This is a genomic window from Shewanella sp. 10N.286.48.B5 (assembly GCF_002874355.2).
Taxonomy (GTDB): domain Bacteria; phylum Pseudomonadota; class Gammaproteobacteria; order Enterobacterales; family Shewanellaceae; genus Shewanella.
Genome location: NZ_MCVG02000001.1, coordinates 3095643 through 3120911, shown reverse-complemented (window position 1 = coordinate 3120911; position 25269 = coordinate 3095643). Strand labels below are relative to the sequence as shown.

General features: G+C 42.5%; 21 protein-coding genes. 6 read left to right on the top strand and 15 right to left on the bottom strand.

Annotation, left to right across the window (positions count from 1 at the left end; all coding sequences use genetic code 11):
• Positions 1 to 7 precede the first annotated feature (7 nt).
• The 3 genes from BCU57_RS13370 to BCU57_RS13360 all read right to left on the bottom strand — a co-directional run bounded on the left by BCU57_RS13370 (position 8) and on the right by BCU57_RS13360 (position 2910).
• A complete protein-coding gene (locus tag BCU57_RS13370) occupies positions 8 to 721 on the bottom strand; it encodes a pseudouridine synthase (protein WP_347230793.1) in 714 nt (237 codons plus the stop codon).
• 2 nt (positions 722 to 723) lie between these two features.
• Complete coding sequence (locus BCU57_RS13365) at positions 724 to 1425, bottom strand: hypothetical protein (RefSeq protein ID WP_102438575.1); 702 nt, start codon at positions 1423 to 1425, stop codon at positions 724 to 726.
• 132 nt (positions 1426 to 1557) lie between these two features.
• Positions 1558 to 2910 carry a Na+/H+ antiporter NhaC family protein gene (locus BCU57_RS13360; RefSeq protein WP_368506623.1) on the bottom strand — a complete coding sequence of 451 codons (1353 nt, stop codon included), beginning with the start codon at positions 2908 to 2910 and terminating at the stop codon, positions 1558 to 1560.
• A gap of 316 nt (positions 2911 to 3226) precedes the next feature.
• Here BCU57_RS13360 and BCU57_RS13355 point away from each other — a divergent pair, with 316 nt between their 5' ends.
• From BCU57_RS13355 to BCU57_RS13340, 4 genes are all read left to right on the top strand, one after another.
• Positions 3227 to 3508 carry a hypothetical protein gene (locus BCU57_RS13355; RefSeq protein WP_347230778.1) on the top strand — a complete coding sequence of 94 codons (282 nt, stop codon included), beginning with the start codon at positions 3227 to 3229 and terminating at the stop codon, positions 3506 to 3508.
• Positions 3509 to 3757: 249 nt separating this feature from the next.
• Positions 3758 to 4642: a LysR family transcriptional regulator gene (locus tag BCU57_RS13350; RefSeq protein ID WP_198589270.1), complete on the top strand. Its 885-nt coding sequence runs from the start codon at positions 3758 to 3760 to the stop codon at positions 4640 to 4642.
• A gap of 308 nt (positions 4643 to 4950) precedes the next feature.
• Positions 4951 to 5841 (top strand): cation diffusion facilitator family transporter, encoded by an 891-nt coding sequence (locus BCU57_RS13345; protein WP_102438571.1) that lies wholly within the window; start codon positions 4951 to 4953, stop codon positions 5839 to 5841.
• Between the two features lie 319 nt (positions 5842 to 6160).
• Positions 6161 to 6997 carry a formate/nitrite transporter family protein gene (locus BCU57_RS13340; protein WP_076540465.1) on the top strand — a complete coding sequence of 279 codons (837 nt, stop codon included), beginning with the start codon at positions 6161 to 6163 and terminating at the stop codon, positions 6995 to 6997.
• 202 nt (positions 6998 to 7199) lie between these two features.
• On the opposite strand, the gene putA is transcribed toward BCU57_RS13340, so the two are convergent.
• The 4 genes from putA to BCU57_RS13320 form a co-directional block, all read right to left on the bottom strand.
• The gene (gene putA / locus BCU57_RS13335; RefSeq protein ID WP_102438569.1) at positions 7200 to 10379 is read right to left on the bottom strand and encodes a bifunctional proline dehydrogenase/L-glutamate gamma-semialdehyde dehydrogenase PutA; all 3180 of its coding nucleotides are present in this window, start codon (positions 10377 to 10379) and stop codon (positions 7200 to 7202) included.
• Between the two features lie 317 nt (positions 10380 to 10696).
• A complete protein-coding gene (locus BCU57_RS13330) occupies positions 10697 to 11266 on the bottom strand; it encodes a TIGR04211 family SH3 domain-containing protein (protein WP_241903522.1) in 570 nt (189 codons plus the stop codon).
• A gap of 266 nt (positions 11267 to 11532) precedes the next feature.
• Positions 11533 to 12801 carry an inorganic phosphate transporter gene (locus tag BCU57_RS13325; RefSeq protein ID WP_102438565.1) on the bottom strand — a complete coding sequence of 423 codons (1269 nt, stop codon included), beginning with the start codon at positions 12799 to 12801 and terminating at the stop codon, positions 11533 to 11535.
• Positions 12802 to 12826: 25 nt separating this feature from the next.
• Entirely contained in the window at positions 12827 to 13510 is a 684-nt protein-coding gene (locus tag BCU57_RS13320) for a TIGR00153 family protein (protein WP_102438563.1), read from the bottom strand.
• A 224-nt stretch (positions 13511 to 13734) separates the two neighbouring features.
• On the opposite strand from BCU57_RS13320, the gene BCU57_RS13315 reads away from it, so the two are divergent.
• Complete coding sequence (locus BCU57_RS13315; protein WP_102438561.1) at positions 13735 to 15216, top strand: inorganic triphosphatase; 1482 nt, start codon at positions 13735 to 13737, stop codon at positions 15214 to 15216.
• A gap of 82 nt (positions 15217 to 15298) precedes the next feature.
• Here the strand turns inward: BCU57_RS13315 and BCU57_RS13310 are convergent, their stop codons facing one another.
• From BCU57_RS13310 to BCU57_RS13275, 8 genes are all read right to left on the bottom strand, one after another.
• A complete protein-coding gene (locus BCU57_RS13310; protein WP_102438590.1) occupies positions 15299 to 16120 on the bottom strand; it encodes an ion transporter in 822 nt (273 codons plus the stop codon).
• Between the two features lie 127 nt (positions 16121 to 16247).
• Complete coding sequence (locus BCU57_RS13305; RefSeq protein ID WP_102438559.1) at positions 16248 to 16571, bottom strand: hypothetical protein; 324 nt, start codon at positions 16569 to 16571, stop codon at positions 16248 to 16250.
• Positions 16572 to 16602: 31 nt separating this feature from the next.
• Positions 16603 to 17259, bottom strand: a complete 657-nt coding sequence (locus tag BCU57_RS13300; RefSeq protein ID WP_102438557.1) for a hypothetical protein — start codon at positions 17257 to 17259, stop codon at positions 16603 to 16605.
• A gap of 6 nt (positions 17260 to 17265) precedes the next feature.
• A complete protein-coding gene (locus BCU57_RS13295; protein WP_076539734.1) occupies positions 17266 to 17955 on the bottom strand; it encodes a PspA/IM30 family protein in 690 nt (229 codons plus the stop codon).
• A gap of 11 nt (positions 17956 to 17966) precedes the next feature.
• Entirely contained in the window at positions 17967 to 18380 is a 414-nt protein-coding gene (locus BCU57_RS13290; RefSeq protein ID WP_076539733.1) for a YjfI family protein, read from the bottom strand.
• Positions 18381 to 18461: 81 nt separating this feature from the next.
• Positions 18462 to 20237: a polyamine aminopropyltransferase gene (locus BCU57_RS13285; RefSeq protein ID WP_102438555.1), complete on the bottom strand. Its 1776-nt coding sequence runs from the start codon at positions 20235 to 20237 to the stop codon at positions 18462 to 18464.
• A gap of 4 nt (positions 20238 to 20241) precedes the next feature.
• Positions 20242 to 21141, bottom strand: coding sequence for a DUF350 domain-containing protein (locus BCU57_RS13280; protein ID WP_102438553.1), 900 nt, complete (start codon positions 21139 to 21141; stop codon positions 20242 to 20244).
• Positions 21142 to 21150: 9 nt separating this feature from the next.
• Positions 21151 to 22122: a hypothetical protein gene (locus BCU57_RS13275; RefSeq protein ID WP_102438551.1), complete on the bottom strand. Its 972-nt coding sequence runs from the start codon at positions 22120 to 22122 to the stop codon at positions 21151 to 21153.
• Between the two features lie 243 nt (positions 22123 to 22365).
• Here BCU57_RS13275 and glnE point away from each other — a divergent pair, with 243 nt between their 5' ends.
• On the top strand, positions 22366 to 25227 hold the full coding sequence (gene glnE / locus BCU57_RS13270) for a bifunctional [glutamate--ammonia ligase]-adenylyl-L-tyrosine phosphorylase/[glutamate--ammonia-ligase] adenylyltransferase (RefSeq protein ID WP_413211457.1): 2862 nt from the start codon (positions 22366 to 22368) through the stop codon (positions 25225 to 25227).
• The last annotated feature ends 42 nt before the right edge of the window (positions 25228 to 25269 follow it).

Here is a 25269-nt window from a genome sequence, read left to right as displayed (position 1 = left end):
TAAGCAGCTACAACTTAAGTAGCTGCTGCAGTGTGACTAATTCTGCGGCCTCTAGGGGCCGCATTTTTGTTTCTGGCAACTGAGCAAGCTGACAATTCATCATGCTCACTCTTAGCAAATCAACAACGTGATAGCCCAGCGCTTGGGACATTCTGCGAATTTGTCGATTAAGCCCTTGGGTTAACGTTATCTCAAATTGGCACTCGCCAATGACAGAGACCTTACAAGGTTTAGTGGTCACATCTCGATAGCTGACTCCTGCACTCATTAACGCGGCAAAATCATTTTTAAGTGGTTTATTTACCGTGACTTGATAGACTTTTTCATGGCCAAAATCAGGATGCATCAGTCGATGAGTTAGCGCGCCATCATTTGTCAGTAGTAATAATCCGCGCGAGTCCTTATCTAATCTTCCTGCAGGGTACAGCCGGGGTGAAGCGGGTAAGTGATGGATTAAACTGGAGGCTAACTCAGGTAATAAGCGGCAATCAATGCCCACGGGTTTGTGATATAGCCAATATTGTTTGCTCTCTAGTGGCGCAATAGTTTCACCGTCTAGTAAAATATTGGGGTTTACCACATTGGGGCTGACGCGATCTAACGCTGAGGCGATTTGACCATTAAAGCACACTCTACCTGCGGCAATAAGCCTTTGGGCTTGGCGCCTTGAGCAGACTCCGCAGTGAGCTAAATACTGCTCTAAGCGCATATTATTGGCCAAAATTAGTTTCCTACAAGCGATAAGTTGGCAAGGTGATGTTGCTGCTTAATACGGTTTTTCATATCAATGGCTAACACCATACACCACAAAATATTGGTTTGAGTTAGTACCCACATCACCAAGGACATCCAACAAATGTCACTGGTAGCATGGCTACATGGATCAAAATCTAATGTCGACCAGTTAAGCAAAGACATCAATATTATTGAAAATATTAACCCAATAATATTTAGAGCGAATAATGGACTGGTTAAAGCGCTACGCTTGCGAAAGTATTCCATAAAGCAAAAACAATGCAGCAAAAAGGTGCAAATGAGATAACCGGTTGAAAACAGACGGTGTTGCTCTAAAAAGTTAATTGGAAAGATACCAATGAGTACAATTAATACGCCTAAGGTAGCGCCAGTGACGGTAATACCTCGGCTGTAGCCATCTTCAAAGACAAAGTAGCGCGCTGACATAGCCAGTATTAAACACATTCCAGCAATGACTAATGACATATTGTAAACAATGGCTAACGGTGAACTCATATAGTCACCTAAGGTATCAGCTCTAATGCTCAGTGGGTTAATACCCAAACGAGACACTTCAGCAATTAACGCCGCCCCAATGCCAAGGCCACTAATTACAGCAGTCGCTAAAGACATGAAAATAATCATTAAATATAAATCGTAATGTTTATTAAACTGAATTGATTGGCTCATGGGTTGTTTGATATGCAAATGTTAACTTTAGACTAACACTTTTAAACCGCTCTTTTATATAAAATAAAACCTGAGTTCAACCATCATTAAGTCGGTTGTTCTCAGGTTTTATGCCGTTGGTTTGACAGTGAATTAAGCGCGTTTACGCAATATCACAATTGAAATAGCAACCACAGCTAAAATCATACAATACCAAGCGTGTGAAATAGCAGCTAATGGGCTAATGGCAAAGGTTGATGCTATCAATAGTGCTTGAGCGCCATGGGGAATTAACCCTTGAATGATACAAGCAAAGATATCTAAAACACTCGCCGCGCGCTTAGGTGCAACGCCATGCTTGCTGGCTAAGTCTTTGGCAATGTCACCGACAACCACAATCGATACCGTATTGTTAGCGACACACACATTGGTTGCTGCAACCATACCTGCCATACCTAGTTCAGCAGCGCGGGGTGATGCGTCACCTTTGGCTTTAGAGAAGCGGGCAATCAAAGATTCAATCTTCTGGCTTACAAAGGTTAAACCGCCTTGTTGTGTCATCAGCGCAGCTAAACCACCAACAAGCATAGATAGAATGAAGATTTCTTGCATGTTGGTGAAACCAGCATAGATATCTTGACCAAATTGGACCGCACTATAATCCATAGTGAACAGGCCTGTAGCGCCAGCTAGCAGTATGCCTACGGTTAGTACCACAAACACATTAACCCCTGATACTGCTAAAAATAATATCGTTAGGTAAGGAATAACGTTAATGAAGTCAATTTCTTGGGCGGCAATGTCAGCTTGTCCCTGACCCGCAATAGCAAATAACACTAAGGCAATTGCTGATGCAGGCAGCGAGAAAATTAAGTTCTCACGGAACTTGTCTTTCATTTCACAGCCCTGAGTACGGGTTGAGGCAATGGTGGTATCAGAAATAATAGATAAGTTATCACCAAATAATGCACCAGATAATACTGCGCCAGCCATTAATGCATAATCAATTTGCGCTTGATCAGCAACGCCTAATGCAATCGGCGCTACCGCTGCAATGGTACCCATTGAGGTGCCCATCGCGGTAGCAATGAAGGCAGCAATAACAAAAAAGCCGGGTAATAATAAGTTCGATGGGATCATTGATAAGCCCAGCGCAACCGTAGCATCAACACCACCAGTCGCTTTAGCGACAGAGGCAAAGGCGCCTGCCAATAGATAAATCAGACACATAGCAATAATATTGCTGTGACCAATACCGGCAATGAAAGTATCAATGGATTGATTTAATTTTTGCTTAGACAGTAATAACGCCAAGATAATCGCCGGTAAAATCGCGATAACACTAGGTAACTGATAAAAAGCAAAGTCTACACCTTGGCTTTGAAAGTAAACCCCAGCGCCAATAAATAAGGCTAAAAAAGCAAATAGTGGCAGTAAAGCAACAAAGGAGGCTGGGCTGGTGGCCGATTTTTGTGTTTGTGTGGTCAAGTGAGTCTCTCTTATTATCTTATTCAATTCATTGATGGTTATTGGTGCTGCACCAATAGGCTGCGAGTTACTTTAGCAATCCATGTTATTTCAGTTTCAATGATGATAGCTTGTGCAATGATAGTCAGCATAGGAGATCTACAAATTAGTGTCAATCTAGACGTCTAGACTTCTTTGCTTCTAGGGTTGGTTTTACTTTAATGGCACATGCTAACTGTATTTGCAGCACAATAAAGTATACATCTCATTAACCTTGAGGCGGTTTGGTGGCTGTATTTTGACCTTTAACAGCCGCTGCAATATTATCGGCGTTCATTGATGCAAGAGCCCCTTGATGATGAAACCAGATAGAATGACTGCAATGCAGCAACTTATAAACCAAGTTAAAGATACCTTTCCCTTAGATGATCCTGCTTTAGCCGTATGTGGTTTTAATAGTAGCTGTATTGGCTGTCCCAAAAAACTGCTTGAAATTGTTGATAGTGAAGTGAGTTATTGGCAATCATCGCTGGACAATAATGCCACCCCGAGCTTTGGCGATTTAGAAAAATTTGCCAAGTTATGTAAAAACGTTCATCGAGGTTTAAAGCGCAACGGTTTGTTTGATAGTCAATAGTGCGAATATTGCCTGTGAGGGCTTGATGGTTATTAGGATTGTTATCAAGCTGCCTTTTACTACCTCACTTTCCTGCCTCAAACTCCCATATCCGCTGTAATTTTAGATTTCATTTTTTCCCTTAAGATGGTTAGCATTGCCTAAGCTATGTTGATAACCGATAACTGACTAGCGAAATTGATAAAGCGTACTGTTGTGGCACAAAGCAATAGGCTATCTTAGCGAGGTAGCCTCACTATAGGAATAATAATGGCACTGACACTTTCGCAAATTGAAGCTTTTTGTTTGGTCGCAGAGCTGGGCTCTGTGTCAGAAGCGGCGAGACAAACAGAACAGAATCGCACCAAAATGACCATGGCGATTAAAGCGATGGAAAAAGATCTCGATACCGCATTATTTGATCGCACCGGTAACCAAGTCACATTGTCCGAAGCAGGTAAGGCTATTTATAAAGATTGCCAAAGTATGCTGACAGCGGCGCAGCGGATCCGCCAAACCTGTCGTCAAGTTAAAGGTGAGTTTGCTGCAGAAGTATGGATTGCCCGTGACGACTCTTTACCTGACGATATTTGGTTAGAGTTGACTCATCAGCTTAATAATCACTTTCCAGCAACCTCATTTAATATTGTGCTGGCCTCCACCGGCGATCTGGCCAATTTAGTTGAAACTGAGCAAGTTAATTTTGCTTTTGGAATTGACTATGAAAGCACTGATAGTGCCATGGTGACATCACATCCTTTAGGTAAAATTCGCATGATGTCAGTGTGCCGTCATGACCACCCCTTGGCAGCAAAACGCCGAGTGTCAGATGAAGACTTGCGCAGCGCCATGCAAGCATCAATGGTATATTTAAATGAAAAGTCCAATCCTGAATTACAGCCTTTTTCCCGTAACTATATTGGTTTTTCAAGTTTTGATTACATTCTTAGCTCCATTCAAACTGAAGATGCTTGGGGTGTAATGCCTGAGCCCTTGATTAAACATTTATTGAGGCAGCAATCCATTGCGGTGATTAAGCATACTTACGGTTTATTGCAGGAAGACTATTGCATGTTTGCAGCAAGTGGCCTTAATGAGCATCCCGCGACAAACTGGTTAGCCGATCAGTTAAATGACTATCTATTTGCTTTTTAATCTTGTGTTCATGATAAGCCCATCCTCGATGGGTCATTAAATCAAACTGTTCAACTGGTCCATTTCAATAACCAGCTATCACCTTTGTATTAGCTTATTCGTGTTATTTCGGATTCATGCCAAGCACTCACTGTCAATATAATTGACAGATGGTTGCTAAACTAAGTCATTGAATAGCCTTGCTATAATAATATTACTATCAAAATAACCTCACAGACGTTGAGTTTGTCATTGCTGATTTAATACAGAATGCCAAACTGTACTCAATTACCTATACGGGTAAATGATTAATTTTATGAGGAATTCATATGTGTGTGCCATCTCAAGCAATAGAGCAAAAAGTGTTGATACTGTCTTCAGTATTTGCGCTGATGTTTGCTGTAGGCGGCTTGGCGGTTGGGCTGATATTGGGTTCCTTAGTCATAGCCTTTGATGGTTTATACTCGTTAATTAGTTTGCTGTTAACTATTTTGTCACTGCTCGCCGCTAAGCTTATCCATTCCCCGAAAGATAAGCGTTTCCCCAATGGTAAGGCGATGTTTGAACCTATTGTTATTGCGATCAAAGGTGTGGTGATTATGTGCCTAGTGATTTATTCACTGTTCGGCGCAATCGATAGTTTAATACAAGGTGTCAAGCCGTTAGACATTGGTGTAGCGAGTGTTTTTGGGCTGGTAAATACCCTTGGTTGTGGTTTTGCTTGGTGGAAAATAACCCAAATGAGCCGCGAGTCGCACTCAGGGTTAATTGAAGCAGAAACTAAGCAGTGGCAGATGGATACTTTGCTCAGCATGGCTATTACGCTGGGGTTTGTTATCGCATGGGGCTTAACGCAAACTTCGCTGGCTCAATATGCAGGTTATGCCGATCCACTCATGATGATATTAATTTCAGCTTACTTTTTGAAAGTTCCTTTTTCTATGGTGAGTCAAGCGGTCAAAGAGTTATTGCAAATGGCACCACAACAAGAACTGATTGCAGAAGTATCCAAAGGCATGAAAGAAGTTGATAGCCAAGAAACCCTGCATTTAGGCAGTGTCGTCAAAGTGGGAAATGAGCTTAGAATTGATATCAATGTCGTACCTAGTGAAGAGTCAATTATAAAGACCGGTGATATCAAAGTATTTCAGCAAAATCTCAAGCAAAAGTTATCAGCGCTGCCATACAAGTTAGAGCTTAAAATGAATATTGCCATTTAACCATTTAGTCATCAAGCTATTGCTAGTCACTACAATAACCATATTCGATTATTGGTACCATTTGAGTCTTAACGAAGACTCACTTATCCGCCGCAACAACCACTAACTTGCTCATTACGCTTCATTTAGCGAGACAAACTTGATGCTAAATACGGCCTTTCAATAATGGCTTTTTTGCGCTATCTAGGTGCAGCTTGCACTACTTACAACCATTTTCAAAAAATCTAATTAGATTAGTGCGTTGATTTATAAGCATTTATCAACCTTGGTATGAAGTTGGCTTATTAGCAGTCAACTACATAACTATAGGGAATGGACTATGTCATATATCGAGCCAAAGGAGTTTGCTACCAAGATGGTAGATGCTGGGGAGCAAAAAATCTTCATGTCGACACGAGATACATTAGTTAGGGCATTTATGGCTGGCGCGATACTGGGACTTGCCGCTTTTTTTGCCATTACCGTTATCGTGAAAACAGGTAGCTTGTTAGTCGGATCATTATTATTCCCGGTTGGGTTTATTATGCTGTATCTGATGAAGTTTGATTTGCTGACAGGTGTATTTACCTTAGTGCCTTTAGCTGTCCTTAACAAGCGACCGGGATGTACCTGGGAGCAACTTTTTAGGAATTGGGGGTTAGTGTTTGTGGGGAATTTTGCCGGCGCGTTAACCGTGGCATTTTTTGCATCCTATATCCTGACTTATGGTTACAACACTGACGGTGGAGTATTAGCGGCTAAAGTGAGCTCAATTGGTGAGTCACGTACGTTAGGGTATCAAGAGCATGGCGTGGCAGGCTGGTTTACTATTTTTATTCGCGGCATGTTGTGTAACTGGATGGTGTCTATGGGAGTGGTAGGCGCTATGATCTCAACCTCAGTGAGCGGCAAAATGGCTGCAATGTGGATGCCTGTGATGCTGTTCTTCTTTATGGGTTTTGAGCATTCAATCGTTAATATGTTCCTATTTCCATTTTCAATGATCATGGGCGGTGACTTTACTGTTAGCGACTACCTATTGTGGAATGAAATTCCAACGGCATTAGGTAATTTAGTCGGCGGCTTTTTACTCGTGGGCTTACCTTTGTACTTAACCCATGTTAAGACAAGCCCTGAGCGTAAAACTGCTGCTGAAAAAGAAAGCTTAGCTTTATAAGCAGTGCTAAGGCCTATCCTTGTCTCGATTGGGCTTTGTTATGGCGATTCAAGTGATACCTGCTTACTTAATTAATGGTAAGCCGTTGATGGTTTTATCGGTAAATACTATTAGCTTGAACACTATTAACCTAAATAAAATAGCTTGAACAAAAAAATGCCCGCAGCTGCGGGCATTTTTATGGTTTCAAACCTGCTAATTATTAGTCTTCAGCATCACCAAGGGACAATAACGTCGCGTTACCGCCAATGGCAGTAATATTGTTGGTGCGGGTTTTTTCAGTAATAAAACGAGTAAGGTAGTGTGGTCCGCCTGCTTTGGGGCCAGTACCTGATAAACCTTGACCGCCAAAAGGCTGTACACCCACTACTGCGCCAATTTGGTTACGATTAATATAGACGTTACCCACATCAACCTTGTCTGCAAGATTTAACGCATGGCCTTCATTGCGGCTATGAATTCCTAAAGTAAGACCAAAGCCGGTGCTGTTTATCTCGTCAATAACCGCGGCTAAATTAGCGGCTTTATAACGAATAACGTGCAAAATTGGCCCGAAATGTTCTTTCTCAAGCACTTTAATTGAATCAATTTCTACCGCTGTTGGCGACACAAAGTGGCCATTTTCAGTGCCTGCGGGTAAGTCGATTTTCTTAATTAACTTACCAACTTGCGAGATATGATCAATATGGGCATTTAGGTTCGCTTTTGCAGTGGCATCAATCACAGGGCCAACGTCAGTTTGAACAAAGCTTGGGTTACCAATACTGAGCTCTTCCATCGCGCCTTGCATTACATCTAATACGCGATCGGCAATATCTTCTTGTAAGAACAGCACTCGCAATGCCGAGCAGCGCTGGCCTGCACTGGTAAACGACGATGAAACCACATCTGCAACCACTTGTTCTGCTTGTGAGGTCGAGTCAACTATCATCGCATTTTGACCGCCAGTTTCAGCGATGAGCGGAATGATAGCACCTTCACGATTAGCTAATGTGCGGTTAATCAATTTAGCAGTGCCGGTTGAACCAGTAAAGCACACACCGCCAATACGTTCATCAGCGGTGATCGCTGCGCCAACAGTAGCGCCAGTGCCTGGTAAGAACTGCAGTACATCGACAGGAATGCCTGCTTCATGAGCTAATTGCACTGCGCGGTAACCTACTAATGAAGTTTGCTCAGCGGGTTTGGCAATCACGGTATTACCAGCAGCTAGCGCCGCAGTAACTTGGCCCAAGAAAATCGCTAATGGGAAGTTCCAAGGGCTAATACAAACAAAGATGCCGCGGCCTTGAATGAATAGTTCATTTAATTCACCCGTCGGCCCAGGAAGCAAAGTTGGCGCCGCCATCATTTTCTTGGCTTGAATAGCATAGTAGCGACAAAAATCTACTGCTTCACGGACTTCATCAATGCCATCTTGTAAGCTTTTACCTGCTTCACGAGTACAAAGGGCAATCAGTTCTTCGCGGTTCTCTTCAAGTAAGTCAGCCAGTTTTTGCAGTGCAGATGCACGCTGCTCAACGGGGGTATGACTCCAACGATGAAAAGCGCCATGGGCAGAACTTAATGCAGCTTCAATTGCCTGATTATTGGCAAAAGCTACTTGTCCCACCGTTTTAGTGGTGTCAAATGGGCTGAGTACATTTTTGGTTTCGCCGCTTAAGGTCTCGCCATTGACTAATGGCCCAGCAGTCCATTGGGTATCGTTAAATTGGTCAACGCCGGCAAAAAATGGCGCAGACTCAGAAATGATGTTCATGTTTAATCCTTTAGAGTTTTTACGTTCTATACCAAAAATATCTTCCGGCAGAACAATTTTGTTATTAGCTAAAGTTTTATAAGCTTTTAAAGTGCTTAATGGATGCACCACTAAGCTTTCGATAGGGGTTTTCGGGTCCACTAATTTGTGAACAAACGAGGTGTTAGCGCCGTTTTCTAATAGGCGCCTTACCAGATAAGGCAGTAGATCTTTATGGGCACCAATAGGCGCGTAGATACGCACGGATTTTGCGCCACTTTCAGCCAGCATAGTGTCGTAGAGCTCTTCACCCATGCCATGTAGGCGCTGGAACTCATAGTGACGATTCGCGCCCATCGCACTGATACTGGCAACTGTTTGGGCATTATGGGTGGCAAATTGCGGGTATATGGCGCCTGTAGTGGCGTCAGAGAGTAAATAACGAGCACAGGCTAAATATGATACGTCCGTGCCGGCTTTGCGAGTGTAAAGTGGGTAGCCACCGTCGCCAGCTTGCTGAGCCCATTTTAACTCACTGTCCCAATAAGCGCCTTTTACTAGTCTCACTGGAATTTCATCGCCTTGCTCGCGGGATAACTTAGTTAACCAACATAATACCGGCAGGGCACGTTTTGAGTAGGCTTGAACCACAATCCCCAGTAAGCCCCAACCTTGAGTTTCGTTGGCGTTATATAGCTTCTGGAATAACTTGAGTGATAATTCAAGGCGATCCATTTCTTCGGCATCGATTGAAATACCGATGTTGAGCTCGCGCGCTTGCACGATGAGTTTAATGACAGTGTCATATAATTCACTGAGTACACGTGATTCATTGGCGACTTCATAGCGTGGATGCAGCGCCGATAATTTGATTGAGATTGTGGGGCGAGGAGCGCTTGATAGATCGTATTCTTGTGCGCCTAATTCAGCAATCGCATGGCTATATTCAGTGTAATACTTATGTGCATCTTTAGCGGTTAACGCGGCTTCACCGAGCATATCATAGCTGTGGGTGTAACCTTGCTGGCGCTTAGCAACACTGTTTTTAAGGGCCTCTTTAACCGTTTGTCCCAACACAAACTGTTTACCCATAATCTTCATCGCGGCATTCATTGCTTGACGAATAACAGGCTCACCAACACGATTAACTAAACGGTTTAGCAAGTTACTAGGTTTGCCGTCGATGTTTTTATCTAACTTAACGATTTTACCTGTGAGCATTAAGCCCCAAGTGGATGCGTTAACTAACACTGAATCACTTTTACTTAAGTGCGCATCCCACTTAGCGCCAGAGAGCTTATCTTCGATTAAGGCATCTGCAGTAGCGGCATCAGGGATACGCAATAATGCTTCAGCAAGACACATCAAGATAATGCCTTCTTGAGTTTCTAAGCTGTATTGCTGCAAGAAAGCATCAATGCCAATCATTAGGCCTTTCTTTTCAAATTGGCGCACTTTCAAGACCAGTTGATGGGCTTTATCAGTGATTTGCTTAATTTCAGTATCAGACGATGGCACTAATTTAATAAGCTCAGATAAATACAGTTCTTCATCAACGATGTAATTATTAGTTATGGCTGAGAATAGCTCATCTAAGCTAGCATTATTGTAATGACCGTTTAGGACTTCACTGGCATTGAACATAATTTTCATTCCGTCTTGAGCTGTTTACTAACTTTGTAAACAAGATGTTTATTATGATGTTTTTTATTTTGTATACAATGTACGAAATCGAGGCGAGTATACGATTAAAATGTGATGTTGAGCAAGATTTAGTGTCAGTTGTGATGATGAAATATAGCCTAGGTGTTTTTTATACCTCTTGCAGGCAAAATAACGACTTTTTTGAGGGGGTAAATGTTGTGTTTTGTTGCCAGCGTAAGCTCAAAAAGCAGAAACAAAAAAGCCAATGCAATGGCATTGGCTTTTCAGGTAAGATAAGTCGCGTAATTGAGCTAGGACTACATCCAGCGGCTGTTCTTCTTACGTTGTGGTCTTGGTAGATAGACTAGGAAAATACCGATTAAGGCGCCTAATCCAGCAATTAATGCGCCTTGTTGCCACATTCTTGATTGAGCATTATCTTGAATCGCATTCAATTCTTTAATCGCATGGTCGCGCTGTTGAGATGCGCTAGCAAGCTCTGATTCTAGAGATAAAATCTGTTGGTTAGCTGCTGTTAGCTGTTGGGTTACAGACTCAGAGCTTTGATCTAGCTGCGCTAAAGTTTGCTTGGCTTTAGCGAGTTCTGCTTCAACAATTGGCAAACGGTTTCTAAGGCCGGTGCCTTTTTTAACTAACTCAGAAATCACCCAACCTTCACGGTTTTTATGATCACGAATTTTACTGTAATCGTTTTGGCTTTCGTTTAATAAGGTAACTGATTGGCCTGCTTCGATGGTGCCTAAAATACGGTATTGAGTCCCTGGACCACTATGCATGTAAATATCGACATCATCGGTAATGAAATGCGTCGCTTGTTGCGCCATTAAGCCATTTGAGAGCAGTAGTAATACTACCATTGTGAACATTCTTAACACGTTATTTTTCCATACCATTAGAACTACCCGTCATGCTATTTATTTAGCGACTTGATTGCAAGGAAGAACGCAAAAGTCTTATTCAAATAAGCGATATTACTGATTAATCTAATGGGATTATGCGTAAAACGTTATGCTTTGGCTAAATGAAGCGAATAATTAGCCCGCTGATTAACGAAAGTTTGCTATTTGAAACAAAAAAGCCGGACATTAATATGACCGGCTTTTGCGTGGTTAGCTTAATAACTGACGAGTTATTAGCTAAATATCCCTTTGATGGTGAAGAAGAACAGGATAGATAATGCCGCACCCGCAGGTAAGGTAACAACCCAAGAAACAACGATGTTACGTACTACACCGATATTAATTGCGGCAATACCACGAGCCATACCCACACCTAATACCGCACCAACTAGTGTTTGAGTTGTCGAGATAGGTAAACCGGTACCTGATGCAATAACAACTGTTGATGCTGCAGCAAGTTCAGCAGCAAAACCACGGCTTGGGGTTAAGTGAGTGATGTTTTTACCAATGGTTTGCATTACACGCTTACCAAAGATAGCTAGACCCATCACAATACCAACCGCACCTAATGGTAAAATCCACCAAGCTAAAGCCGCTTTAGAGCCAATTTCACCGCCGCTGTTAACAACTGAAACTACAGCTGCTAATGGGCCAATGGCGTTAGCAACGTCATTTGAACCGTGAGCAAATGCCATACAACAAGCGGTAACTACCATTAAGATAGCAAATACTTTTTCTACATTTGCATATTCAGTTTGGCGATTAACGTCGGTGCTCATGTTTAAGCGGCCGATCATAATCTTACCAAAGATACCAATAACAACGGCAACAATAGCGGCTAAGCCATAGGCTTCAGCAGTTGAGAAGTGCAATCCAACATGCTTCAAACCTTTAGTAATAGTCACAAGTGACATCACAAAGCCTGCAAAAGCCATGTAGAAAGGTACATAACGCTTAGCGTTGGCTAACGGATCATCAGTGTTAAAAATGAGTTTTTGAACACTTTGGAAGATCATAAAGGCGATGAAACCGGATATCGCAGGAGTCACAACCCAAGAGCCGACAATGCCAACAACCTTGCCCCATTCAACAGAATCTACGCTAACACCTACTGCAGCAAAGCCAACAATAGCGCCAATAATAGAGTGAGTCGTAGATACAGGCCAACCTAGCGCTGAGGCTAGGATCAGCCAAATACCTGCAGCAAGTAGAGAACCTATCATGCCGTAAACCAGTAATTCAGGTGAATCGACGAAATAACTCGCGTCAATAATCCCTTTACGAATTGTGCTGGTCACTTCGCCACCCGCAAGGTATGCACCTGCGAATTCGAAGATCATTGCAATGATAATAGCTTGTTTAATAGTGATAGCATTAGAACCCACAGAGGTTCCCATAGCATTAGCGACATCGTTTGCGCCAATACCCCATGCCATCAAAAATCCAAATACAGCCGCAATACCAATAAGCATTGGGCCATTGGTGACTAATACATCAACCATGTTGTTTCCTTGATAACCTTTTTAGTTATGAACTGCGAGCTAACATTAGCTCTAGGCGAGAGCCTACACGCTCGGCTAAATCTGCCAAGCCTCCAACCCATTCGATAATCTTGTACATAAACATGACATCGATAGGATTCAAATCTGCTTCCAAGCTTAGTAGTAAGCGACGTACTTGGATTTGCAAATCATCTGAATCAGCTTCAATACGATCTAATTCATTGATCATTTTGGCGACTAATTCGACTTCACGTCCTCTAAAACCTGTTTCGAGAAGGTCATCGAGTTCGTTAATTGCTTGCTTAGCAAGAGAGACAGCATCTAAACAACGTTTGAGGTAAGCTTTAAACGGTGCTTGCACTTGTTGAGGGAAAACTAATTGGCGACCAATAATACGGCCGGAGATGTCTTTTGCCTTGTTAGCGATTTTGTCTTGTTGAGTTAATAACTCAAGCAAGTCAGTACGCTCTACTGGCATAAACAACCCACTAGGAAGGGTAAGGCGGATCTCACGCTTTAGCGTATCTGCCTCATTTTCAAGTAAGCTTATTTGCTTACGGACTTTGACCGCTTCATCCCAGTCACCTGAGGTCGTTGCGTCAAAGAATGGTACAAGTAGTACTGCACATTCATGAACTTTGTCGATATGCTGTTCTAAGGGCTTAAGGGGTGATTTTGCAAACACTCCTAAAATAGAGTTTACTGGCATTGCGGTTAACCTATTTAATGATTCCAATTTTGGAAAAGCGGGCGCATGTTACCTTAAGCGTCCACATAATGAAACTGTGTTTTTAATTTAATCTACAGTTGATATTAGTCAGTATATAGAACTGAGTAACGCTATCCTAAGGGATTTTTATTACACTAATGTGACATTATGAACTAATTATGACGCATTAATGAAGATTTAATGACAAGGTGAAAAAGAAGTCAATGGACTCTGAGATAGAACTTAAGCTGTTTATACAGCCACAATACCATGATTTATTGGTAAAATTACTGAATGAATTGGACGGCGCTACCCCTCAAGAAACTTGTCAGTTATCAAACAAATACTTTGATACACCTCAATTACAATTAAGACAACATTTGATGGGGCTTAGGGTACGCCAAACTGAAAAGTATACCGAGCAAACCATTAAAACTGCGGGCAAAGTTATTGGCGGTATTCACTCTCGGCCCGAATATAATGTGGCTATTGAGCAAGATTTCCCCGAACTGGCATTATTTCCTGACACCATTTGGCCGCAAGAAATGCTGGTTAGTGAGCTGCAAGCTGAAATCAGCTGTATTTTTGAAACTAATTTTTGCCGTCAATCATGGCATGTTTATATTGGCGATAGTTTAGTTGAGATTGCATTTGATACCGGTAATGTCCTGGCTAACGGCAAAGCCGATCCCATTTGTGAAGTGGAGTTTGAACTGTTAGCTGGTGACACGTCAGCGCTATTGCAGTTGGCTATTGACGTTGCTCGTCATGTTCCGGTGAGATTAGGTAAAGCGAGTAAAGCCCAGCGAGGCTATTTACTTTCAGGTCACTCACAAGCGCAATCATTAAAGAGCATCGATTATATTCGCTTACCCAGCGATAAAAGTTTATCAAAAACCTTGGAAGTATTATTAGAGTCGGGCATCGAACGCTGGCAGATCATTGAATCAATCTTGCTTGATAGTGATGAAATTTCTCAGCAAGCACAATTATGGATGCAACTGCGGGCTTGTATTCGATTGTTGCGACTGACTCTAAGCCAATTTGGATTATTGAATTCACAAGTGCTCAGTTACTTCGACACGTTAGAGCAACAACTACAATTTATTGAGCCGCTGCAAAGCCTCAGTTTAATTATTGATGAGCGTCAAAACTTATTCGGTAAATCCATTAATAAAGCGCCGCTAAAGGCATTAGCTAAAGCCAGTGCGGCTAAGCTTGTTGCTGATAATAATCTCGAGGCTTTTTGGCTTAAACCTGAATACGGTCAATTACAGCTTGAATTAGTGGATTTATTATTAAAAACTGCCAATGGTTCCCACCGCTTAGTGGATTATCCTGAATTGGGTGTGTTTGCTAATCGTTTACAACAAGATTCATGGCAGCGGATTGTAGATGTAATGCCAATGAGCGCGGCAATGGATAGCCTTGATTATCAAAAAGTGGCCCATTGCTTAGATGAAAGTATCTTGGTGGGGTTTGCTTATGGTGAATTGTATCAAGCAGAAGACCGCGAAGCATTCAGAGCGCCTTGGCAAGATTTAGCCTTAGGTATTCAAACCTTAGGTTGTTATCAATTGTTGGCTAAACTGACTGCAGAGACCGACGTGGATATTGGCCGTTGGCTTGAAGATAAAGAGGCTAGTTTGCTGTTTGCCATGGAGCATTCTCGTAAAAGTGCCTTAAAAAACCAGCCATACTGGTAAGCTAAACATTTAAACATAAGGCCTATCAGTTGATAGGCCTTATTTTTTATAGATGAAATAATCCGAATGTGGTGAGCACTGGTTAATTCTTATCTATAAGCTGCTGTTTTAAAATGGCTATTTCATCAAGCATTTGACGCTGGTTTTTTTCCATTTGTTGCTGGTTTTGCTCCATACGCTCCAATGCTTGCTCTAAAGCAGATTTGATATCCTGTTTATTAGTTTCTTCACGCTCTTCACGTTCATTGCTGTCTGGCGCGACAAAAACCGATGCCATGTAACCAGAAATCACCCCAAAAAAACTCACGCCACTAATAATTACAATCGCGCCAATGATATGGCCAATTGTGCTAACTGGATAAAAATCACCATAACCCACGGTTGATATGGTCACTAATGCCCACCAAATGGCTTGCTCGGCAGTTTGAATGTTGGCGCCTTCAACCCCAGTTTCAACTAATAAAATTAGCACGGAAGCTGCGCCCAAAATAAACACCATTGCCACTAATAACCCGGCTAAGGTGGTTTGTTTGCTTTGTCTTAATAGCGGAATGATTAGTGTGCGTGTGGCACGAATTAATCTGATCACCCGTAATATTTGGAAAACACGGGCGATACGCAGTGCTTCAATTGCAGGGATGCTGGCAACAAAATCAATCCAGTGATGTTTTAAATAAAACTTCTTACTTGGGGCTTTAAAAAGTTCATAAAAAAAGCGCGACATAAACAAGAGGCAGATACTGGTATCAATAAACAATAATACCCGTCTGGTTTCAGGATCTATTTTGCTGAAAGTCAGCATAATCACAATAAAGACTGAAAAAAGCGATAACACCATCATCGCCAGTTCGAAAGGGCTGGGACCATTTAAGGTTTTTAATGACCAGCGTTTTTTATCTATCATCGATACAAATCCGTTTTGCAAAAGCAGTGCAGTGATGCTACCAATCATGGGGTATGGCGTAAACCTTAATTGCAGCCAAAAAAAACACGCCTTAAACAAGGCGTGTTTTTTAAAATCCAAACATCAGCTATTCGTCTACAAATTGCACTAAATCATCTAAAACGCGCTTTTTAATTTCAAGTTGTGCATCTGAATTTAACCCGTATCGCTGGGCTAGTAAGACGTAATCATCTTGGCTTAACGATACGGTTAATCTGGGCCTTTTTGGGCGCTTAGTGACGCTTAAACCAAGTATTGAGCGAATTTGATCTGAAGGGCTGACCCCTGCATCAAGGGCGGCTTTTCGGATCTGGTACTGAAACTTTTCATCTAAATCAAACGCGACTTGGGTTGCCTTGGCCGCTTGCTGATTTTTTATCCAGGTTTCTGGTAACGATTTACCTTTACTCATGGTTGGTTTAACTCCCTAAAACCGCTTTAACTTAGCTTGCCGGCCAAAACTCGCGAATATCCGTTAATGGACGATATAGCGTCAACATGACTTCAGTATCGCCACCTTCATAAACTTCGACATCCACAGCGTGGCTTTCATCGCTATCAACTAATGAGTAGCTTTCAAAGCCATCGCCTCGTTGTTGATTACTATCATCTTGAGGTGGCTTTTGACCACGGTAATCTTGACGATGGAAATAACCAAAAGTGGCAAATTCAACTTGATGATAAGCATCACTTAACCAGCGTGCGTATTCACTGTCTAATTCATTTGAAAGCGGTAGTGTTTTGAGCTCAGCATTACCGGGCTCTTCAAATAACTGTGAGAATTCATCGAGATCAAAAATTTGCTCAACGATAGAGCGATTTACTTTGACTGAGAAACTTAAGTAAGCTTCATCTTCTTCAATGTAAGACATGAAAATAGCGGTGCCACTGTGACCGCGAAGTAACCACTCACATTGTTGTGAACGTTCATATTCATAAGTATGAATCGCTTCAACTTTAAGTTGCTGCCCACGTAGTTGCTCAGGTAAGGCAAAACTATCATCAAGGGAGATCATATCTCCCTTGAGTAGCTTGTTCACATGGTCAAGCTGACGTTTAGGGGCTTCTTTCTTGCCAAATAGGCCACGCAGAAATCCCATAGTCAATTAACCTTTTTTCGCTTTAAGACGCTCTAAAACAGCATTAGCACTAGACTTTTGCTCACCAATTCCTGCTTCTGCTAGCTTAGCGTGTAAAGACTTGTCGCTATTCTCTTCAGCTAAGGTTTCTGATGCTTGTAGGCGATCATCAAACTGTTGCTGGCGAGCTTTAATACGCTCTAGTGAATCTTTTGCATTCATTAACTTTGAGTTACTTGATGCAAATGAATCAGTAATAGTCGCGGTGGCTTTTTGTACGCTTTCAGTGGTTTTAACCATGCTTAGCTGACGTTGATAATCAGTTAATTGACGCTCGGTTTTCTTCACTAATTCTTTTAAGCGTAAAGCATGTGCAGAATAGCTGCTGTTCGCTGTTTCGTGTTCTGCTAGCTCTTGATCTAACTGAGCGATTTTTTCAGCAACTTCAATTGCTAACGCTTCGTTATCTTTTTCAAGTGCTTGAGTTGCATAACCTTCGTGCTCAGTGATGCTGCGTTTCAGGCGATCGATTTCACGGCTTGCTTGCATTTCTTTCGCCATAACGTCAGTTAACTCACGTTTTGCTTTAGTTAAATGCTTTTCTGCGTCACGAATTTCTTGTTCAAAAATACGAGTAGAGTTTGCATCAACAATAGTTTGGCCGACTTCATTTGCGCCGCCACGAAATGCCGTTAAAATTTTATTTAAAATGCCCATGATATGGCTCCTTACTTCAAAAATTCGACAAGTTCGTCGATGACTTCTAAACAGTTATCAGACAATACTGATAATTCCTGCTCGATCTCTTCCATGCTTGAGGTGACTGATAACGCCCCGTAAACCACATATTTATCATCAATTTTTGCAAAAGATGACAAAGGCATTGGAATGTTTAGTTCAAGCATAGTTTCAAACATTTGGGTACGAGTTTCAGTTTTTACTTCGCTCTCATCCCATAAATAACTGATACATAAGATTTGATTGTCAGTTACCGATACAAATACCGGTAATTCTTCACGGCCAGCAACGTTGACTTGTAATACTTCAACATCACCATCAATTGGAAAACAATCAAACTTCAAACCGGTATGGCTAAGGTCGCCAAGTTCTGTCAAATGGTTAGCAATCTTATGGATATTCATATTCGTCCTTATTGACATATTATGTCTTAGGTTTCAAAGATAGCACTTAGACATATTATGTCAAGACTATTTTTGAGTTGGTTAAAAAAGATTCATCCCTTGGTTGTCAGACCAAGATGCTAAGTGGTAATGGTATAGCTGTAATGAGCCAATTCTATTCACTTTGATAGTGTCAGCATCATTATAAAATGTGCCAGGAAACTCAAATGCGCCATGTATAAGCCCAGGAGTCAGCCATTGCTCATTAATGGGCAACGTCTCGTTATGGGCTAGACGTTGCTTGGCATTTTGTCCTGATAAGGTGGCGATAGACCAGCCCCATTCACCAAAGCTTGGCACGTTATGATGGTATTGCTCGACCGAAAACCCTGCCGATTCAATGGTTTTTCCTACAGAAATAAAGGCATTTTGGGCATGATAAGGCGAAGTCGATTGTACCGTCATTGCCCCATCAGCGCTCAATAGCTCGACCAGTTTTCGATAAAATAAATCAGAATAAAGCTTATTTAAATCAGGGTGACTCGGATCTGGCAAATCCACAATAATGGCATCAAATTTTTGATTGTCAGCAATCAGTTTATCAATGCCATTAAAGGCGTCATCATAAATAAGCTTAACGCGAGGATCATTTAGTGCATCGCCATTAAGGGCTAACATGGCATTGCTAACACGCTCTGGCATGTTCTCATGGGGCTCTCTAAACAAGTCGACGAGCTGTTCATCTAAATCCATTAAGGTGACCGATTTTGGATCCCATTTGAAAACTTGCTTAAGCCCTAAGCCATCTCCGCCGCCAATAATTAGCACATTATCCTGCCTTGCACTGGCTGCAAGTGTCGGGTGAACTAAAAAGCTGTGGTAGATGTGCTCATCAATACTGGAGAACTGTAATCGACCATTAATGTATAGCGAATACACTGGCGCTTGACCTTTGCCTCGCAGCCGCTCGGTAAAGGTTAACTGCTGAAAACGGGTAGCTTCTGAATACACCACTTTGTCTTTATATAGCAGGTTATTGAAATTTTGCTCCCAACTGGGGCCGTGCAGTGCCAGTAGCACTAATACTCCTGTGGCGATAAAATGTCCTGCGAGGATCAGTTTAGCCCAGCGGATTTGCTGCCAAAAGCGCCAAATAAACACAAAGCCTGCTAACAAGTTAACACTGGCGGTGAGCGCTGCTGCGAGCTGAATATCTAACGACAGCATGAACAGTACCCAAATAGCCGCGCCAGCACCCGCACCGACATAATCAGCGCCATAAATGGTGCCGGCATTGTGCAGCAAGTGCTCTTCAGATAAGGATTGACGTACGCGGGCAATTAGCGGGATCTCCATGCCGATCATCAAACCTAGAATAACCCCCCAGATATAGGGTAAATATTCACTAAGATTTTGTAATACGCCAATAAAACCGCCGTCAGGTAAATGATCTGGTGGCAGGCCTAAGGTGTTGGCAATAATTAACGGTAATTGCTGGCCAAATCCAATCACGGCGGCGGTAATTAAAATCGCTAATGATCCACAAAATGCCACAATAAGTTCAAGCATCGCAAAGCCGGTGAAGGCACAGCGAATTTTACGAGCGGCAAAGGCGCCAATGCCCATAGACACAATCATAATGCCTATCATGGTGTAAATAGCAGCTTCTAAGGCGCCGAGAATGCGGCCTGCATAGTGGGAAAGTAGGTATTCGTAAATAAGACCACAGCCTGCCAGTAAGGCCATAATGCCCAACAATAGGGCATCATCAAACCAAGCAAGGCTGCGTTTATTCGCTGGAGGCAAGGTGCCTGTTTGAGAAGGGCTATTTTGCTTGTCGCAGCCCTCCTGGCTCTGTTCAAGCAAAGTATTATTCATCTATTTATGCCATTAACGCCGCTAAAATGAGTGCAACAGCAACACTAATTGCTAGTTCAACTGCAGCCACACCGACGTTGTGTTGTTTCTCAACTTCGTCAGTTAGGTTGATTTGAGCTAAAACTAGCTTTTTAACCACAGCAAGTAATAGCGACAACACTACCAGCATGATTATCGAGAAGGTTAACCAGCCGACGATATTCATTAAGTAAGCAGTTGGATCATAGATAATAAAGTGACTGGCCGCTTTAAAGGTAAATGCCATGGCAATCATGTAACCACTGTGACGAATCGCAACGGCTATTTGGCCTTGCTCTAGTGCTTTTTGCATTGAGGCATCTTGATTACGTTTAGCGTATTGGTGCTCACGAAAGCGAGTTAATAACACTAACATTAATTGCGAGATTAAGAAGGCGGTAAAGATAGCAATGAAAGTATCTAAGGTAATATCTTCTGCCCACATTAATACCGATCGAATGATAATTGCTGTGGCAACAGCAGCGGCGGCATCAACGATGGCAACCGACATATTACCATTGATAATTTGGCTGTTTTTATCGATTTCATTTAAGGCAATTTTGTCGTGTAGTACTCGACCAAACTTGATTAAAAGTAAGCCAAATAAGCCGTAAGCTGTCATGCCAATGGCTTCAACAATATACGAATCAGCAGCTTCACCTGTAATCGCCCCTGAAAGTACAATCCCTAATGCCAGAACGGCACCCGCAGTACTAACCCCAAAAGCAAAGTTATCACGCTCTGCGAGTTCAGCGCGGCTGTTTACTCTCACGCTCCAGCCTTGTAAGTAGCGCATTAGCGCCAGTAAGATCACCGCGATGGTCAGATCAATCGCTAAAATTATCGCTAAATCTAGGGTGAGTCCGAAGTCATTTAAAAATGTCATGGTTAGTCCTTATTTGCCTCGGCGTACACCGCGTGTGGTGCGGCTAGTTGAATTACGGAAACTGCTGTCTTTGGAATAATTTGAACGGAACTTACTTGTGCTACGTGCTGTTTTGGTTCCGGCAGTACTGGCTTTAGGTGTTGCAGTACTTTGTCTTGATAAGCTGGTTGAGCCTGTACGTGATTTCGCATACGGGCTATTAAATTGCTTACCTTGAGAATTAAAGGTTTTCTTGGTGTTCTCAAATGTACGATTTTGCGCGCTCGCCTGTTTAGGAGACGTATAACGGTAGCGACCGACATCATTGTAGTAGCTGTAACCACGATTGTTTGACCAGCGGTCATAGCGTACAGGATTCATGATGTTAGAGAACATCGAATACATGCCATACCAGGCCCAAAATGACATGCCGCTTGAATTAGTTTGCCAGCTACCATAAGCGGGGTTACCCACTAGCTGGCTTCCTGCACCAAAATCTTCGCTACCGTTGGCCATTGCTTCGGCTTCACGGCTGATGGCGTTAACCCTTGCCAGCTGTCCACCTGATAAATCAGCCACCACATTAACGGGATCGGAAAGCATGTCATTAAACAAACTTGAATCAGCTGCTTGATAAATATTTTGCGCTTCTTCGAGCTGCTGATCTAAATCAACGAAGTTGGCAGAATCGGCCAGTTCACTGGTTCTGCGTTTTAGTGATTGGTACATAGGGCCACTTGAGGTCGCATCACGCGCCAGTTCATCAAGTAGCGGCACCAGATCAGGCTTACTGTTTTTAAGTAAGCTGGTATATTGTGTCAGTAAGGTGGCATTACGAAGCTCACCTGCGTTTAGCATTGAATCGAGTTGAGTCAATCGCTGCTGTGACAGCTGCTGATATTGCGTAATTTTTTCAGGTCTGTCATCACCACAACCTGATAATGTTATGCACAAGATCAGCGCTGAAAATACTGCAAGGACACGAGGAAGCATGCCAGCCATGTGTTCTCCAAATAGTATAAAATACATATATAAATATAGTATCAAGTCGCATAATTATATGCTTAAAACTGACTAAATATTTACATGGTTCGGTATTACTGTTGTAAAGGATATAGTAGTCTTAATCGAAGGTACAATATCGACTAGCTATTTATGCGATCGTTGATTTTATTGTATAACACACCTTGACATAATATGTCGAATTGAAATGTGTAAGTCTTAGTAATTTGCCAAAGGGATCGGATAAACATGCACAACCAAAGTAACAACGTCTTGTCTGCAGAGCTTAATGAAATTGCAGCACGTTACTGGTTAAGGCTTTGTGAAACATGGCCTGAAATCACTGAAAAACTAACCCTGTCACAACAAGCTGAATTAAAGTTAGTGTTAGGTTTGAGTGATTATATTGCCGAGCAATTGTGCCGTAATCCCCAGTGGATTGAATTGCTATTCGATGGTCAGTTAACTCAGCTCGATAGACAGTCTTTTACTGGTGAATTACACACTAATTTAGCCTCATCAAGCTCAGAAGAGCAGGTTAAAAAACAGCTACGTCAATTTCGAAACTTCCAAATGGTACGTATCGCTTGGCGAGACTTTTTAAATTATTGCGATGTTGAAGAATCACTACTGGATTTATCTAGCTTAGCCGAAGTGCTGGTAATTGGTGCTCGCGATTGGCTCTACACCGATATGTGTCAGCAAATCGGCACCCCAACAGATGAAGAGGGCAATCCACAGCCGTTACTTATTCTCGGTATGGGTAAGCTTGGTGGTCGAGAACTGAACTTTTCCTCTGATATCGATTTGATTTTTACCTTTCCTGAACATGGTGAAACCATCGGTGGTCGCCGCACTCAAGCTAACCAGCAATTTTTTATCAAAATGGGTCAACGACTGATCAGTTTATTAGATCAAATTACTGTTGATGGCTTTGTGTTTCGGGTCGACATGCGTCTGCGCCCATACGGTGAAAGTGGCCCGTTAGTGGTCAGTTTCAGTGGTCTTGAAGATTACTATCAAGAGCAAGGTCGTGATTGGGAACGTTACGCCATGGTTAAGGCGCGAGTACTCGGGCCTTGGACGCAATATAGTGATGACTTACATGACTTATTAAGGCCTTTTATTTATCGTCGCTATATCGATTTTTCAGCCATTGATTCGCTACGAAAAATGAAACGACTTATTGCACAAGAAGTTAGACGCAGACAGCTCACAGGCAATATAAAACTGGGAGCCGGCGGGATCCGCGAAGTTGAATTCGTGGTGCAAAGTTTTCAGCTGATACGTGGCGGACGAGAACCTGCACTGCGACAACAAAGTTTGTTTGGCGCAATTGATACCTTATATAAGCTAGGTCAGTTAGAGTACTTGGCCGTTGATGAGCTAAAACACAGCTACATTTTACTGCGCCGAGTTGAAAACCTACTTCAAGCTCTTGATGATAAGCAAACCCAAACATTGCCCGATAATGCCACTGATTGGCAGCGACTATGCTATGCCATGGGCGAGAGCGATGAGCACAGCTTGCGGGAAAAAATTGCCAATGCCATGGGCAACATTCATCGCCACTTTAAAGATACTGTCGGTGGCGAAGATGAACAGGACTCAAGCGAGCATTGGACTTGCCAGTTATGGCAAATTCATGATCAGGAAAATGCCTTAGCGTTACTTGAAGAGCATGATGTTGAAGATGATAGTTTATGGCCAAGCTTAGATGACTGGCGCAGCAATGTATTAAAACGCTCAATAGGCCCCAGGGGACGTGAAACTCTTGAAAAATTAATGCCTAAATTGTTGGATGAATTATTAGAGCAACCAGTCCCGAGCGTGGCATTAAAAGCGGTATCAGGGGTGTTAGATAAAATTTTAACCCGTACCACTTATCTTGAATTATTGTGTGAGAACCCCGGCGCCCGTCAGCAGCTCATTAGCCTTTGTTGTGCTAGCCCCTGGATTGCCGAAGAGTTAGCGAATTTTCCGATGTTACTGGATGAACTCATCGATCCGGCTCAGCTTTACGATACCACCCCGCTGGATGACTACCCAAGTGAGTTAAGGCAGTACCTATTGCGCGTTCCAGAAGATGACATGGAACAACAGATGGAAGCGTTGCGACAGTTTAAGCTGTCACAACAGTTAAAAATTGCCGCCGCTGATATTACTGGCGTGCTACCTGTGATGGAGGTGAGCGATCACTTAAGCTACCTTGCAGAAGCCATCATTGAGCAAGTGGTATTACAAGCCTGGCATCAAATTTCCTCAAGGCACGGCATACCTGCAGGTACAAGCTCTGAGAAAATGGGCTTTGCTATTATTGGTTATGGAAAATTAGGTGGCATTGAGCTGGGATATGGCTCTGACTTAGATCTGGTTTTTTTACATAACCATCAAGGCGCAGGCGCTACAGATGGTAAAAGACCGATTGATAATGGCCATTTTTATTTAAAACTTGCGCAGCGCATTGTGCATTTATTTGCTACCCGAACCACCTCAGGTGAGCTCTATGAAGTGGATATGCGCTTAAGACCTTCTGGCGCTTCAGGCTTATTGGTTAGCGAGATTGAACAGTATCGCGAATACCAGCGAGATGAGGCCTGGACATGGGAGCATCAAGCTTTGGTGCGCTCACGTTTTGTTTATGGCGATCATCGCTTAGCGGCACGTTTTAGTGAAATTCGCACAGAGGTGCTATCGCATCAGCGCCAGCTTCCTGAACTTGCGAAACAAGTTCGCGATATGCGCATTAAAATGCGCCAGCATTTATTGAAAGCATCAAACGGTAAGTTCGATTTAAAACAGAGTGCGGGTGGCATTGCCGATATTGAGTTTATGGCCCAGTATTTAGTGTTAGCCTACGCTAACAAAAATAAAGAGTTGTCCATATGGTCTGATAATGTGCGCATTTTTCAGCTATTAGCCGAGCTTGAGATTTTACCTGTGATGACTGCTCAATACCTGACTCAAACCTACTGTTGGCTACGGGATGAAAGTCATCGCCTGACTCTTCAGCGCGCTAAAGGCGAAATCGATGCAGATAAAGCCAATAACAAGGTCAGCGAAATTATTAATATTTATCAGCACATTTTAGGTGAAGAGCTATAACGTCTTGTCTAAAACCGTAGATTTTTGGTTTTGTTAGGATAA

Excerpts from the sequence above, each read along its gene's own strand:
- BCU57_RS13345 (WP_102438571.1), top strand. The coding sequence starts at position 4,951 with ATGTGTGTGCCATCTCAAGCAATAGAGCAAAAAGTGTTGATACTGTCT.
- BCU57_RS13365 (WP_102438575.1), bottom strand. The coding sequence starts at position 1,425 with ATGAGCCAATCAATTCAGTTTAATAAACATTACGATTTATATTTAATG.
- BCU57_RS13330 (WP_241903522.1), bottom strand. The coding sequence starts at position 11,266 with ATGTTCACAATGGTAGTATTACTACTGCTCTCAAATGGCTTAATGGCG.
- BCU57_RS13275 (WP_102438551.1), bottom strand. The coding sequence starts at position 22,122 with ATGGCTGGCATGCTTCCTCGTGTCCTTGCAGTATTTTCAGCGCTGATC.
- BCU57_RS13290 (WP_076539733.1), bottom strand. The coding sequence starts at position 18,380 with ATGAATATCCATAAGATTGCTAACCATTTGACAGAACTTGGCGACCTT.
- BCU57_RS13280 (WP_102438553.1), bottom strand. The coding sequence starts at position 21,141 with ATGACATTTTTAAATGACTTCGGACTCACCCTAGATTTAGCGATAATT.
- BCU57_RS13295 (WP_076539734.1), bottom strand. The coding sequence starts at position 17,955 with ATGGGCATTTTAAATAAAATTTTAACGGCATTTCGTGGCGGCGCAAAT.
- BCU57_RS13310 (WP_102438590.1), bottom strand. The coding sequence starts at position 16,120 with ATGATAGATAAAAAACGCTGGTCATTAAAAACCTTAAATGGTCCCAGC.
- BCU57_RS13305 (WP_102438559.1), bottom strand. The coding sequence starts at position 16,571 with ATGAGTAAAGGTAAATCGTTACCAGAAACCTGGATAAAAAATCAGCAA.
- BCU57_RS13340 (WP_076540465.1), top strand. The coding sequence starts at position 6,161 with ATGTCATATATCGAGCCAAAGGAGTTTGCTACCAAGATGGTAGATGCT.
- BCU57_RS13350 (WP_198589270.1), top strand. The coding sequence starts at position 3,758 with ATGGCACTGACACTTTCGCAAATTGAAGCTTTTTGTTTGGTCGCAGAG.
- BCU57_RS13315 (WP_102438561.1), top strand. The coding sequence starts at position 13,735 with ATGGACTCTGAGATAGAACTTAAGCTGTTTATACAGCCACAATACCAT.
- BCU57_RS13355 (WP_347230778.1), top strand. The coding sequence starts at position 3,227 with ATGATGAAACCAGATAGAATGACTGCAATGCAGCAACTTATAAACCAA.
- BCU57_RS13325 (WP_102438565.1), bottom strand. The coding sequence starts at position 12,801 with ATGGTTGATGTATTAGTCACCAATGGCCCAATGCTTATTGGTATTGCG.
- BCU57_RS13320 (WP_102438563.1), bottom strand. The coding sequence starts at position 13,510 with ATGCCAGTAAACTCTATTTTAGGAGTGTTTGCAAAATCACCCCTTAAG.
- putA (WP_102438569.1), bottom strand. The coding sequence starts at position 10,379 with ATGTTCAATGCCAGTGAAGTCCTAAACGGTCATTACAATAATGCTAGC.
- BCU57_RS13285 (WP_102438555.1), bottom strand. The coding sequence starts at position 20,237 with ATGAATAATACTTTGCTTGAACAGAGCCAGGAGGGCTGCGACAAGCAA.
- BCU57_RS13300 (WP_102438557.1), bottom strand. The coding sequence starts at position 17,259 with ATGGGATTTCTGCGTGGCCTATTTGGCAAGAAAGAAGCCCCTAAACGT.